We start from the raw sequence: 13458 nt of genomic DNA on the forward strand, positions 1-13458 counted from the left end.
CACAAACAACAGAAATTATATATGTTTGTGTCACTGGCGCATATACAGTGTTGACGGATATAGAATAATATCTTTAAAAACCCTGAAGAAAGTTTTAACGGGCTTAATCCTTACGACGATGTTGAAAAGCGTTGATTTTTTCTTCGGATAATCCATAAGTTGCCATTTCATTTTGTATAAGCAACTTGTGCAGATGCAAATCTTTTTCTTTAATTTGCAACAGCAATTCTGCCATATTGCTGTAAGGGTGAGGAGGCATCGCAATTTTTGGAACAGTCCAATCTTTCCACTGAAGAAACCCGCCGCCGACAAAATAATATTTCCGCGAAAAAAGGATATATTTTTATAATGGATCAACAGAGTCTTGTTAGGTATATTGTTTGTTATATGGGAAATTGTGGTTAACTGCGCCATATTCAATATTTTTAAGCCCTATATCTATCTTTTTTATCGTTCAAATCTAATAAACGTACTCGCGCAAACCCCTTGTTTGAGCAAAAATGCAACTATCAAGCATTTTAGCGCGCCACGAGAAATCTACATCCGCTTTTATAGTCCAATGGTGTGAGAACTGAGTGAGGGACCGGAACACGTCTTAAACAAATCAAATATTGACGTTGCAATTATTTTATCAGAATTTGTTGGCATAGAAATATCTCTATAGTCGACATACACACTACATAATTTGACCAACAAAATACCCGACAATAGTAAATATGCCCATAATAAAAACAAAAGCTGCTAATTTTGAACGATATATACGAAGCCTTGGAATTTTCTTCATCAATACAACAGGCATTAGGTATGCGTACATGGCAATAATTGGCGCAGATAAAGCTCCAATTATGGACAAAATAGATGGATTACATACTGCCAAAACCCATAACAACGTAAACAAAATAAAAGTGCTGAGTAACTTTATTTTTTTTACATTTAAAGTTTTCTTAAGTTCATGGTTTTTCCAAGTTGCAAGTTGCAACATAATACCACATAATCCTTCTCTTGTTCCTGTAAAATGTCCGAAATATGAACTCGCTATAGCAAGAAACGCAATAAGAGGTAAGGTATATAGGAGTATAGATGAATTGTAGCTTAGAGAGATTGCAGTTAATGCGTCAATATTTTCTTGCTTGGCTTTAATTAAAATTTCAGGAGTTGTGGAGAAAACAAGAGAAAAAACAAAAAACATAACAAAAAACAGCAAAAGAATAGAGTTCCACCTAACAACTTTATCAGAATGTTTGATTGCATCGTCAATATTGGCATATTGTTTTCTATAAAAAGCGCCTAAAGACGAACATATTGGTGAAAAATTCATTGCAAAAACTAGTAGCGGCAAAAGTAGCAAAGTATTTTTTATGAAAGCTCTTGCTGTGATGGGAGTATGGAAAACAGACATATTCCATTCAGGAATCAGGTATATTGATATCGCAAGCAAAAAAAGAATTAAAGGGAAAGTAAGAGCGGATGTAATTGCAATCATAATTTTTTCATTGCAAAACAGTACAGATGTCATAATTGCAAGAATAACAAATGTAAGCAAAGGTCTCGATACTGAAACAATATGCATTTGGTTTACAAAAAAAGCATTTATGAGGTTAGTTAAGCCTGTGGCATATCCCACGCATATAGTTATGATTGATAAAAAATATAAAACGGAAACAATCAATCCGGCGGTATGCCCTAAATCGTGTTCTATAGCGCCTACAATGTCCGTTTCTTTCTCGCAAGACGCTACAATCCTTGTAATACCTCTATGTGAAATGTAGGTAATTGGAAAAATGACAAGCACTAGAAAGATGATTGACCAAATGCCGCCAAGCCCCGCCTGAATCGGTAAAAATAAAATGCCAGCCCCAATTGCGGTCCCAAAACATGTTAAAACCCAACCTCTGTCAATATTGTTCACTCGTTAGCCCCTATTCCCTCGTAATTTTTATGCAAAACAACGCTGAAAGACGTGGCTAAACCCTCAGCGCCTTTAGTGTTAATATAGTTGTGTTCTATACACTCATTACCTAATAAAACTTTTCTTCATTTTTTTGCACATCGGCGCATTGTGGAATACTTTTGCGTCATGTACACAACAGAGTCTAATAACTTTTTTGAGTTTTGTCAAACTTATACATTGTATAACACTTTTGTTTTTACACATTGAATCTAAATTCTATAATATCACCGTCTTTAACTAAATATTCTTTTCCTTCGCTTCTTAAAAGACCTGCGTCTTTTACTGCTTTTTCACTACCGAGTCTGTATAAATCGTCAAAACTCATAATCTCAGCGCGTATAAAACCTCTTTCAAAATCGGAATGGATTACTCCTGCAGCCTGAGGGGCCAAAAACCCTTTTTTTATAGTCCATGCTCTTACTTCCGTTTCTCCAGCTGTAATGAACGTTGCAAGTCCCAGTAAATCATATCCTGCTTTTATTAAACGGTTTAGACCGGGTTCTTCTAATCCCAAATCTTTTAAAAATGTTCTCTGATCACTTTCCGAAAGTTCTGAAAGTTCTGCTTCAATTTTTGCGCATATTGGTATTGCTTGCGCGCATTCTGTTTTTGTTTTTTCTTTAACAACAGCGGTATATTTGGTTTCTATCGCAGGTAAGTCGCTTTCTGCTACATTGCAGACATATAATACGGGTTTTGCAGTTATCAAGAAGAAATCTTTTAATGCTATTTTTTCATCGTCATTTAACTCAAGCGTCCTTGCGGGTTTGCCTGCGTCGAGATGCGCTTTAACCTTTATTGCAAGTTCTTTTTCAGCGAGTATTTTTTTATCGTTAAGTCTTACGCCTTTTTCAAGTCTTTCAAGTTTTTTTGAAATGGTTTCCATATCAGACAAAATAAGTTCTGTTTCTATAATTTCTATATCTCTTAAAGGGTCAACTTCACCCATAACATGCGTTACGTCTTTGCTTTCAAAACATCTCACTACGTGAACAATAGCTGCGGTCTCCCTTATATGGGCTAAAAATTGGTTACCAAGTCCTTCGCCTTTAGATGCTCCCTTCACAAGTCCTGCGATGTCAACAAATTCCACAGTTGCAGGAATTGTTTTTTTTGCATTGAAAAAGTTGCTCAAAAACTCAAGACGTTTATCTGGAACTGCAACCACTCCGACATTTGGATCTATGGTGCAGAATGGATAGTTTGCCACTTCTGCGCATGCCTTTGTTATAGCGTTAAATAACGTTGATTTCCCTACGTTCGGAAGTCCAACGATGCCAAGTTTCATATAACCTCTTTAATTTTTTAATAATAAAGTTTTGTGGCATCAGCGCTTGACACACAACCTGTCAATTCCTTATTGCACCGTTGCCTCTAACTACATACTTGGTGGTTGTAAGTTCTTTGATGCCCATCGCTCCGCGTGCGTGAAGTTTTTGTGTTGAAATGCCAATTTCGCATCCCAAACCAAAAACGCTACCGTCATGAAGTCTTGTTGAAGCGTTTACAAAAACTGCAGCAGCATCAACTTCAGCAATAAATCTATCCGCAACTTCTTTATTTTTTGTAATAACAGCTTCAGAATGCATGGAGCCGTATTTGGTTATGTGTTCTATAGCTTCTTCCAAAGAGGTTACTACTTTAATCGATATCTTGAGATCAAGATATTCAGTTTTCCAATCTTTTTCAGTTGCAGGCTTTATTGAATTCACTATACCTTGTGAAATAGAGCAACCTTCAATCTCAACACCTGCTTCATTATATAATCTGCATAATTCTGGCAAAACTTTATCTGCTATATCTCTATGCACAAGCAAGGTTTCCATTGCATTGCAAACTGACGGTCTTTGACATTTTGCATTAAATGCAACATTTATTGCCATATCAACGTCAGCATCCTTATCTATGTACGTATGGCACAAGCCTCTCCCGTGCGATAAAACAGGAATCAAAGAATGTTCTCTTATAAATTTAACTAATTCTTCGCCGCCTCTTGGTATTAATAAATCTATTAAGTTGTCAAGATGCAAAAGTTCTTGTATGGCGCTTCTATCTGGGGTATCAATAAATTGTATAGAACCTACAGGCATTCCTGCTTTTGCTCCAGCCTCGCATATTATTTTTGTAAGAATTCTATTTGAATTTATAGCCTCAGACCCCCCTTTTAAAATAACTGCATTGCCGGCTTTCAAACACAAGATTGCTGCGTCAACGGTAACATTTGGACGCGCTTCATAAATCATCGCAATTACGCCTAATGGCACCCTGATTTTTTTAACGTCAATATCTATTGATGAGGTATTTTGTTCAATTACTGTTCCTATAGGATCTTGCAGAAGTATAACGTTCCTGACACTTTCTATCATATCGTTTATGCGTTTTTCATTTAGCGTAAGTTTGTCTATTAGAGTTGACGTTATATACGCTTCTTTTGCTGCTTGAACATCTATTTCATTATGAAAAAGTATGTCTTCCATATTCTGCTGCAAAGCGTCTGCCATCGCAGAAAGCATGTTATTTTTTTGTTCTGCGCTCATTGATAAAAGTTTTCTAGATGCTTCTTTTGCCGCTTTAGCTTTCAATAATACTGCTTGTTTTATTTCGTTGTTTTCCATGGCGACCCCAACTTATTTTACTTAAAACACCAATATTCTAGCAAAAACTTAACAAAAATACCAAAAATTCTTACCGTTGGCAATAATTCTTTTCATACTTTTTAGGCAATTTCGGATTTGACAAAAGGCACGGTAATTTTATATCATCTTCAACGTATCTCAAAATGGGGTCCACAAGGGAGGCATGCTATGGCAATTAAAGTAGGTATTAATGGTTTTGGTCGTATCGGACGTTTAGTTTTTCGTGCTGCTCAGAGTAGAAAAGATATTCAAATTGTCGCTATTAACGACCTGATCAGCGTTGAGTACATGGCCTATATGTTAAAGTATGATTCTGTTCACGGAGTTTTTAAGGGTACAGTTGAAGTGAAAGGCGATAACTTAGTCGTTAATGGAAGTGCTATCCGCGTAACTGCAGAAAAGAATCCTGCAGACTTGAAATGGGGCGAAGCTGGCGCTGAATATGTTGTAGAATCGACAGGGTTATTCCTTTCTAAGGAAAAAGCTCAGGCTCATATCGATGCGGGCGCAAAATATGTCGTTATGTCTGCTCCATCCAAAGATGATACTCCCATGTTTGTATGCGGAGTAAACTTGGGTTCGTATAAAAGAGGAACTCAGATTGTATCTAATGCTTCATGTACAACAAATTGCTTAGCTCCCATTGCTAAAGTTTTGCACGATAAGTTTGGTATTACTGATGGGTTGATGACAACAGTTCATGCCACAACAGCCACGCAGAAAACTGTTGATGGTCCTTCTGCCAAAGATTGGAGAGGCGGAAGAGCGGCGGCAGGAAATATTATTCCTTCTTCCACAGGCGCGGCTAAAGCTGTGGGAAAAGTGATTCCTGAGTTGAACGGAAAATTGACAGGTATGTCGTTTCGTGTTCCTACTCTTAATGTTTCGGTTGTTGACTTGACTGTTAATTTGGCAAAGTCTGCTTCTTATGACGAAATAAAAACTGCTATGAAATCTGCTTCTGAAAATGAATTGAAAGATATTCTTGGTTATACCGAGGATGATGTCGTATCTTCAGATTTCATTGGCGATGCTCGTACTTCAATATTTGATGCAAAAGCTGGAATTGCTTTAACTGATAAGTTCGTTAAAGTTGTTTCTTGGTACGATAACGAGTGGGGTTATTCCAATAAGGTTTTGGAACTTGTTGCGTACATGAAAAAAGTAAATGGATAAGCTCATAGATTAAAAGGGGTAAAAAGTTGACTACGAATGCCAACTGTTCCACAAGTGATAAAATTAATAAAGGAATAACTGGTAAGATCGCATTTACGCATGATTTCTGTGTTGAGCGGTCTTCGGTCTTACGTGGAAAACAATAATATGAAAAAAACGCTTGCAGACATTAATGTAAAAGGTAAAAAAATTTTAGTACGTGTAGATTATAATGTTCCGCTAAATGCAAGTCTTCAAATAACAGACGATAAAAGAATAGCTGCTACGCTTCCAACGATAAAATATCTTTTGAAGAAAAATGCGGCAATAATACTTATGTCGCATTTGGGAAGACCAAAAGGCAAAGTTGTCTCTGAAATGAGCTTGAAGACGGTTTCAGTTTGTTTAAGCGAACTTCTTGGGAAGCCTGTGAAATTTGTCGGCGGAGATTGTATAAGCGCTGAGTCAAAGAGAGTCGCTGCAGATTTAAAATCAGGTGAAATACTTTTGTTGGAGAATTTGAGATTTCATCCTGAAGAAGAAGGCAAAAATGCCGCGGGAGAAAAAGACAAAATCTCTATGAATGCATTTGCAAAAGAGCTTGCTTCGATGGGAGAAGTTTTTGTTCAAGATGCGTTTGGAACAGTTCACAGAGCGCATGCCTCAACTGCAGGCATCGTAAAATATGTTAAGGACGCTGCCGTTGGTTTTCTTGTTGAAAAAGAGCTTAAATTTTTGGGCGAGACCATAGAAAAACCTGTAAGACCTTTCTTGGCAATTCTCGGCGGAGCAAAAGTGTCTGATAAAATAAATGTAATAGAAAATCTTTTAAATAAAGTTGATGCAATCTTGATTGGTGGAGCTATGGCATATACCTTTTTAAAATCGCAAGGAGTAAGCACGGGAACATCTTTGGTCGAGAATGATAAACTTGAATTGGCTGATGAGCTTCTCAAAAAAGCTAAAGAAAAAAAAGTAGATTTTTTGTTGCCAGTTGACCATGTGATTACAAACAAGGTAGATTTTGTAAATAAGCAAGTTCCATCTAGCGCAGATGTAAGAGCTACTGTGGATGAGGCAATATCTGAAGGATATATGGGTGTTGATGTTGGTCCTCAGTCGATAGAAAAATTTTCAGAAGTTGTTAAGTCTTCAAAAACCATAGTATGGAACGGACCTTTGGGTATTTTTGAAATAGATGAGTTCTCAAAAGGAACTATAAAAATTGCAGAACTTGTAGCTGAAGCTACTGACGACGGAGCAATATCTGTTGTCGGAGGCGGAGATTCTGTATCTGCTGTTAAAAAAGCCGGAGTAGATAAAGAAATAAGTCATATTTCTACAGGCGGTGGCGCATCTTTGGAGTTTCTTGAAGGTAAAGAGCTTCCGGGAATAGCTGTTCTCCCAGATAAAAAGTAAAATTGTGTTTTGTTATTATTGTTAATTGGCTATAGTTTATAATGACGATAAAGTACAGATAAAAAATGTAATAATAAAATTTGACAGGTTACGTTTTTTGTGGTACGATGGGAGGGGTCGTGGGTACAGCAAACATAATATTTTTCGTTTTCAAGTTTGTACACTACATAATTTGCATCGGATTGATCGCTGTTGTTCTTTTGCAAGCAGGAAAAAGTGGAGGAATGGCTGGGATATTTGGCGGTGGCGGAACAGATCAGATTTTCAACGCTCCATCCGGCGTAGCTTTTATAAAAAAACTTACTGTTGTTATGGCTTGTATTTTTTTGTTTACGTCTTTGATGCTTACAAGAATTTCTACAAATATGAGCATGATGTCTATTGTCAATCAGCTTGCTAATGTTCCTATTAGCGCTCCGGTGGAACATGGTAAGTAAATAGTAATAGCATGTTATTGGGCTGGGGTGGCGGAACTGGCATACGCGCACGTTTGAGGGGCGTGTCCTTAACCGGATGCGGGTTCAAATCCCGCCCTCAGCATTTGTTAATGTTTTTGAGTTGTTGACGAGACAACAGTTTCAGTAGCTTTTATCTACGGTAAATATTGACAGTTCAAAGTTATCAAGTCTTGACAATCTTTAACAAGTTTAATCATCTTCTGTTTACAAATTACTTGCAATTCTGTGTTTGACAAAACCATTAAAAAACGTTACCATAGACTGGCGGTTAGTGGCTAATTTTAATTTAGTTAATAATTGTTGATGTTGGTAGTTACTGATAGCTATGACATCATAAGTGGTGGCTAATAGGTAGTCTTCCGGAGTGTGTTGTAGCTAGAGAGGCAGAAGAGATGGCAGAGATGGTTTGCTTGAGACGTTGTTAAAAGTCAATAATTCTCACCTCTTCTTCACCGCTAGACGGTGAAGGAGAGGTACTTTGTGGATGCCATAGAAGATGGTAAGAGACTTTGAATCACTCGATAGTTTATAAAATAAAAAGCTTGCGAAAGTTGCAAAAGAAGTTTTTGATATCGCTCAAGAATGCGCCCAGTCGCGTTATAAATTATGAAGGAAGGGATAAGTGAAAGGATTAGTTTTGACAATATTGTGTTGTTTCTGTGCGGTATCTGGATGTGCTGAGTTAAACTATGACACGAAACTTAGCGCAGTACAAACAGAGGAAACCATTATTCATGAAAAAATTGACACTCTTAATAGAGAATTTGACGTTGTTGATGCTGAAATAAAACTTGAACTCGAGAAAAATGATTTTAAAAATAACGAGGTTACTGTATCTGAGAAATTTCTTAATCTCAGTAAGATAATTAGTAACGCTGATAAAGCCAGAGTTGAACTTCAAAAAGCTAAGCTTAAGACCGGTAAAACAATCAAAGAATGTGTCAAATTAGCCAAAATTGATTTTGATATTTCCAAAGCTGTTATTAAAGAGGATGAAGCTCATGTTAAAGAAAGCAAGGCTTATCATAAAATTGATGAGATTGAGACAGAAATTGGAGATGCTGTAATCGATGAGAATTGTGTCAAACTAGTCAAAGCATACGTTGAATTGGCTAAAACTCAACTTGAAAAAAGCTTTGCCAAGATTAAAAGCATAAATCTTATCTTAAAAAGAGTTCGAGTTGAAACTGATGCTGTTAAAGCTAAAGGTGGAGACGTTATTGCTTACATGATTAATCACGAAAAACTTGGTATTAATGAACTGGCAAAAAACGGATATATTGCTCAAGTCATGTCTGATATTGACAAATTCAAGTTTGATATTGGCATGTACGAGCATGATCTCAAAGTGGCTAAAGCCAATGTTGAGCTTAGAAAAAATGAAGTTAAGAATGGTAAAACTATCAAAGAATATGTTAAGTTAGCCAAGCTAGAGCTTGCTATTGCTAAAAATAATGTTAAATGGTCTAAGGTTAGTCTTAAAGTTGCCGAGAGTTCTGTAAAATTAGCTGAGATTCTAACAAAAATAGATGGGGTTAGGGCAAAAACTAGCGATGTTGCAACAGACGAGAATCATGTTGAAGAAAAGAATTCAATTGAGCTCAACAAATTAAAGAAACCTTTGCCGGCATTGAGTTCTGTAAAGTCTATCTAAAATATTTGCAGACTAAAGCTGTGGCATGAGAGTGTAAAAAAGATTGTGTAAAGTTTTAAAATTAGATAAGTATTATTTATTATCTAGAAATTGAAGCATTTTTTGCGCCTGATTTTTTACAAAAAATATTGTTGCTTTAGAATAAGCATTTCTTGCATATTTTTTGGATTCAAGAAGATTTCCTGTTTTATAAGCTATTCTTGCTTGTAAAAGGTCTGTTGTAGCATAAGAAGAATTTAGTGAAGAAGCCATGTCAAGTATTTTTTTTGCATGAACAAAGTCTCCCGTCAACTCATAAAGATATCCTAGATATATATAAAGTTTAAAATTTTTTGCATCTTCCTCGATTAAGCGCAAAAGTAGTTTTTTGGCTTTTACATACTCTTTCTTATCAACATAGAACGTAGCAAGCAAGAAAATAAGCTCTTTATCTTTATTTCCTACTGTAGCCATTTCTAAAAAGTTTACAGCATCATCTATCCTATCTAAATTACGATAACAATCCACAACTTTAACAACTGTTTCTTTATTATAAGCGCTCAAATCTGTTTTGGTGTAATAATCAACAGCTTTTATATACACTCCCAATTCGTAAAAAACATCTCCCAACCCTTTTTTTGCTTCATCAGAATTATTGTTTATGGAAAGAACATCCCTAAAAGACTCCTCAGCAAGTTCGTATAAATTGCTTTTTAAAAATATATTTCCAATTTTAATTTTTACATCTATATTTTTTCTACACAGCGAGATAGCATTTCTGTAATTCTGAATACTTAGAATATAATCACCCTTTAAAGCATACGCGTTTCCAAGTCCAACATAATATTGAAATTTTTTACGTTTTGAATTTCCCTTTAAATCCAAAAGTTTTGAATATGCATCTAAGGCGCTATGATATTGGGTAGCTGTAATACTTTTATCTGCAAGTAGCTCAAGAAGTTGTATTTTTTCTTTTTTGCTACAGTCGGTATCTAGTCGTGCACAAATTTCATTGATTTCTTTTAACGACTGCTCATCAGGCGACAACACAGCGTCGTTATCAAACCCAAAAACAGGGTAATAAAATATTAACAATAGTAAAATATAAACTATAATTCTATTCAAGCAAATATTTCTCCATCATTTTATTAATTATTACTTTTTTTATGTTCTTAACAGCTCTTTTAGAAGCAACAAATCCTTTATCTATAGTTTTATGAGATCCTTTAAAATCCAGCACAGACAATGAGCCTACATCGGGATATATGACGACATCTGCCATATTTAAATTATATTGATCTAACACCATACCTTGTATGTACATTGCCTGCATTAGAGTAAAAAATACATTAGCAGTATTGTTTTTAGTTATATCTGCTGACACAGAAACAGCAATAATAACATCGGCGCCAAAAATTTTTGCAACACTTACAGGAATATTTTCCGCAAGTCCACCATCAACTAAATAACGCTGCATATATTCAACAGGCTTAAATATACCTGGAATTGTAGAACTTGCCCTTACCGCAAAAGCAACGCTTCCCTCTCTAAGCAAAATTTTTTCTCCGGTATTTAAATCGGTAGCAACACATATCAACTGTATTTTAAGTTGATCAAAACGAGTATCGCCGATGGTTTTATTAATTAAATTTTCAAGGTTTTCGTTAGAGAGAAGATTTCCATTTAAAAACATGCTTATAAGCGAAGGGTAACTATAGTTTGAAATATCTTTTATGCCAATAGTTTTTGCCAAATCGTCCAAACTATCAAAAGGCATTCCCGCACAAAAAAATGCCCCGGCTATTGATCCTATGCTTGTACCAATAACTATATCAATCGGAATATGCTCTTCGCTAATAACACGAAGAACACCTATATGTGAAATACCTCTTGCGCCACCGCCACCAAGCACCAACGCTACTTTTGGTCTCTCTCCTAGTTTTGCTAATTCAACTTTACGCCATAATACATCTATTAAAAAATCTTCTTCGTTAAAATCAGATACAGCGGCGCAAACTGTTGAAACGGCAAGAATAGTTGATATAAAAAGGGAAAATACTTTAATGTACTTTTTAATAGGAATCAAGCTCAACTCCCACAGCAAGTTCAAGATTATAATAACTTTTGTTTAAATTGCGCATTATTTTAATATCAGTCTCATTGTATTGACCATTTTTTTCAAACAACTTTGCATCAATCGCCTGCGTTCTCCAGAAATTGTACTCTAGAAGAGATTGTCTAACGCCAAGTTTTATTTCATTTTCCAATTTTGCCCTTTTTATTGTCGACTTTCTCAATATGGCTTTTTTCTGTTTTATTTTTGCAAATAATCCATCACTGTCAATTATAGGAATAGGAATATTTACAGTAAACAAAAGGCACCAATCGTTTTTATCGCCGATAAGTTTGCCATCCATTATATTGTCGCTCATCATCCCGTAAGATGCGCCAACAGAAACATTAGGATACTTTTTAATTGCCTCTAAACTAAGTTCCAATCCGTCAAGAATTTCCTGCTCCTGCGTTGCTTTTATTTCGGGTTTAAACTGATATGCAAGCAACAAACATTTGTCTAAATTGAAGTCTTTCATTTTAGGACTCAATTCACCTGATATATCAACTATTGTATTAGTATCAAGTCCTATAGCATTCAATAAGCTTAAAACTTTTCTATCGTAATTAAACTTCACTTTAGTTTTTTTTCTGATCAAGCTTTCAACTTCATTGCGCGCAAGGTGTATTTTCCCTTGTTTGGCATTTTCTATCTTTAGGCTATACAATTCTAACAGAGTTTTATAATATAAGCAGTCATTAAATATTATTTTTACATTGTTTATGACTTTGCTTTTAATAACTTCTTCTTCTTTTTTTACTCTATTCACCTCTATTTGGGCGCGTTTGTTTGTAGTTTTTAGTCTGCCACCCGTATAAATGTTTAGCCATATAGAAGGTCTGATAACGAAATATAAATCTTTTTTACCACTAGGCAAATAAGTCAAATTGCCGAACGAATCTCCCGATATTAGCACAGATTCGAGATTATTAGATTTTGACAAATTTAAATTGAGGTTAATTTTTGGAAAATATAAAGATTTTGCCTCTCTAGCCCTCTGTACGGCACACTCAAAATCTTGAGCTGATGCTAATATATCGGGGTTTATAGATAAAGCAGTCCTGACACTCGAAAATTCGGTTAAAATTCTTTCTACTGTATTTGCATATAAACTTTGCGCCGTCAATACTAAAATTAATAAAAAGATAATTCTTTTCATTTCAATTTTCGTTTAATATTTTTTATTTGACAAATAACAGATTTTCTTGAAGTCCCTCCGTAAGACATCTTTATATTCGTAATATTTTTTAAATCTATGTAGTTGAATATATCTTTTTTAAATATTGGAGAAAACTTATTGTATTCCTCAATAGAAAGTTCATTTAATTTCTTGGAATGTTTTTTGCAATATAAAACAATATCTTTAACTAATCCGTGAGCCGTTCTAAAAGGAACATTGTTTCTTGTAAGATAATCAGCTATTTCAGTAGCTGCAATAAATCCTTTTTCCGTACTTTTTAGAGTTCTTTCTTTTACAAATTTTAAACTTTTAGTCATTTCATCGATAACCTTAAGACACATTTTTACATTGTCTAAAGCGTCAAAAACAGGCGGTTTGTCTTCCTGTAAATCCCTATTATATGCAAGAGGCAGAGACTTCACTATCGTAAGAAGGGCAATTAAATCACCAAAGACTCTCCCCGATTTTCCTCTTATAACTTCAGCGCAATCAGGATTTCTTTTTTGAGGCATTATGGATGACCCCGACGTAAATTTATCATCTATCGTTATATATCCGAACTCGGGATTCATCCATAAAATCATTTCCTCGCAAAATCTGGTCAAATGTAAAGCGATTAAAGCCATGCAGAAAACAAACTCTATCGCAAAATCTCTGTCGCTTACAGCGTCTAAAGAATTTTCACTGATATTTTGAAAATCTAAAAGTTTAGCCGTATATTGCCTATCAATTTTAAAAGACGTCCCTGCCAAAGCCGCGCTCCCTAAAGGCAAAATATCGGTCCTTTTATAACAATCATAAAGTCTTTCTTTATCTCTCTGAAACATCTGCGCATATGCAAGCAGATGATGCGCCGACAAAACAGGCTGAGCAGGCTGCAAATGCGTAAAACCCGGCATTATAACATCCATAT

General features: G+C 35.4%; 12 protein-coding genes and 1 tRNA gene. 5 read left to right on the top strand and 8 right to left on the bottom strand.

Annotated elements, in window-relative coordinates; all coding sequences use genetic code 11:
• Positions 1–103: 103 nt before the first annotated feature.
• From LE180_RS03090 to LE180_RS03105, 4 genes are all read right to left on the bottom strand, one after another.
• A complete protein-coding gene (locus tag LE180_RS03090; protein ID WP_374134016.1) occupies positions 104–235 on the bottom strand; it encodes a hypothetical protein in 132 nt (43 codons plus the stop codon).
• 441 nt (positions 236–676) lie between these two features.
• Positions 677–1909 carry an amino acid permease gene (locus LE180_RS03095; RefSeq protein ID WP_374134017.1) on the bottom strand — a complete coding sequence of 411 codons (1233 nt, stop codon included), beginning with the start codon at positions 1907–1909 and terminating at the stop codon, positions 677–679.
• 238 nt (positions 1910–2147) lie between these two features.
• A complete protein-coding gene (ychF, locus tag LE180_RS03100; RefSeq protein ID WP_374134018.1) occupies positions 2148–3239 on the bottom strand; it encodes a redox-regulated ATPase YchF in 1092 nt (363 codons plus the stop codon).
• A 61-nt stretch (positions 3240–3300) separates the two neighbouring features.
• Positions 3301–4566 carry a glutamate-5-semialdehyde dehydrogenase gene (locus LE180_RS03105; protein ID WP_374134019.1) on the bottom strand — a complete coding sequence of 422 codons (1266 nt, stop codon included), beginning with the start codon at positions 4564–4566 and terminating at the stop codon, positions 3301–3303.
• A 189-nt stretch (positions 4567–4755) separates the two neighbouring features.
• On the opposite strand from LE180_RS03105, the gene gap reads away from it, so the two are divergent.
• The 5 genes from gap to LE180_RS03130 all read left to right on the top strand — a co-directional run bounded on the left by gap (position 4756) and on the right by LE180_RS03130 (position 9273).
• Complete coding sequence (gene gap, locus LE180_RS03110; protein ID WP_374134020.1) at positions 4756–5763, top strand: type I glyceraldehyde-3-phosphate dehydrogenase; 1008 nt, start codon at positions 4756–4758, stop codon at positions 5761–5763.
• Between the two features lie 147 nt (positions 5764–5910).
• Positions 5911–7161 (top strand): phosphoglycerate kinase, encoded by a 1251-nt coding sequence (pgk, locus tag LE180_RS03115; RefSeq protein ID WP_374134021.1) that lies wholly within the window; start codon positions 5911–5913, stop codon positions 7159–7161.
• 119 nt (positions 7162–7280) lie between these two features.
• Positions 7281–7598, top strand: a complete 318-nt coding sequence (secG, locus tag LE180_RS03120) for a preprotein translocase subunit SecG (protein WP_374134022.1) — start codon at positions 7281–7283, stop codon at positions 7596–7598.
• A gap of 21 nt (positions 7599–7619) precedes the next feature.
• Positions 7620–7701 (top strand) — tRNA-Leu (locus LE180_RS03125).
• A 540-nt stretch (positions 7702–8241) separates the two neighbouring features.
• The gene (locus LE180_RS03130; RefSeq protein WP_374134023.1) at positions 8242–9273 is read left to right on the top strand and encodes a hypothetical protein; all 1032 of its coding nucleotides are present in this window, start codon (positions 8242–8244) and stop codon (positions 9271–9273) included.
• Between the two features lie 72 nt (positions 9274–9345).
• On the opposite strand, the gene LE180_RS03135 is transcribed toward LE180_RS03130, so the two are convergent.
• The 4 genes from LE180_RS03135 to argH all read right to left on the bottom strand — a co-directional run.
• A complete protein-coding gene (locus tag LE180_RS03135; RefSeq protein WP_374134024.1) occupies positions 9346–10377 on the bottom strand; it encodes a tetratricopeptide repeat protein in 1032 nt (343 codons plus the stop codon).
• Positions 10370–11338 carry a patatin-like phospholipase family protein gene (locus LE180_RS03140; RefSeq protein ID WP_374134025.1) on the bottom strand — a complete coding sequence of 323 codons (969 nt, stop codon included), beginning with the start codon at positions 11336–11338 and terminating at the stop codon, positions 10370–10372. The genes LE180_RS03135 and LE180_RS03140 overlap by 8 nt, the downstream gene beginning before the upstream one ends.
• Positions 11325–12524 carry a TolC family protein gene (locus LE180_RS03145; protein WP_374134026.1) on the bottom strand — a complete coding sequence of 400 codons (1200 nt, stop codon included), beginning with the start codon at positions 12522–12524 and terminating at the stop codon, positions 11325–11327. The genes LE180_RS03140 and LE180_RS03145 overlap by 14 nt, the downstream gene beginning before the upstream one ends.
• Positions 12521–13458: argininosuccinate lyase (gene argH, locus LE180_RS03150; protein WP_374134027.1), on the bottom strand; the 938-nt coding region annotated here is incomplete at its 5' end. The genes argH and LE180_RS03145, both read right to left, overlap by 4 nt.

Origin of the sequence: Candidatus Endomicrobiellum pyrsonymphae (assembly GCF_020328025.1) — a bacterium.
Lineage (GTDB): Bacteria > Elusimicrobiota > Endomicrobiia > Endomicrobiales > Endomicrobiaceae > Endomicrobiellum > Endomicrobiellum pyrsonymphae.

Bases quoted from the DNA above. Each gene is read 5' to 3' on its own strand.
- LE180_RS03145 (WP_374134026.1), bottom strand. From the start codon at position 12,524: ATGAAAAGAATTATCTTTTTATTAATTTTAGTATTGACGGCGCAAAGT.
- LE180_RS03105 (WP_374134019.1), bottom strand. From the start codon at position 4,566: ATGGAAAACAACGAAATAAAACAAGCAGTATTATTGAAAGCTAAAGCG.
- ychF (WP_374134018.1), bottom strand. From the start codon at position 3,239: ATGAAACTTGGCATCGTTGGACTTCCGAACGTAGGGAAATCAACGTTA.
- pgk (WP_374134021.1), top strand. From the start codon at position 5,911: ATGAAAAAAACGCTTGCAGACATTAATGTAAAAGGTAAAAAAATTTTA.
- gap (WP_374134020.1), top strand. From the start codon at position 4,756: ATGGCAATTAAAGTAGGTATTAATGGTTTTGGTCGTATCGGACGTTTA.
- LE180_RS03090 (WP_374134016.1), bottom strand. From the start codon at position 235: ATGGCAGAATTGCTGTTGCAAATTAAAGAAAAAGATTTGCATCTGCAC.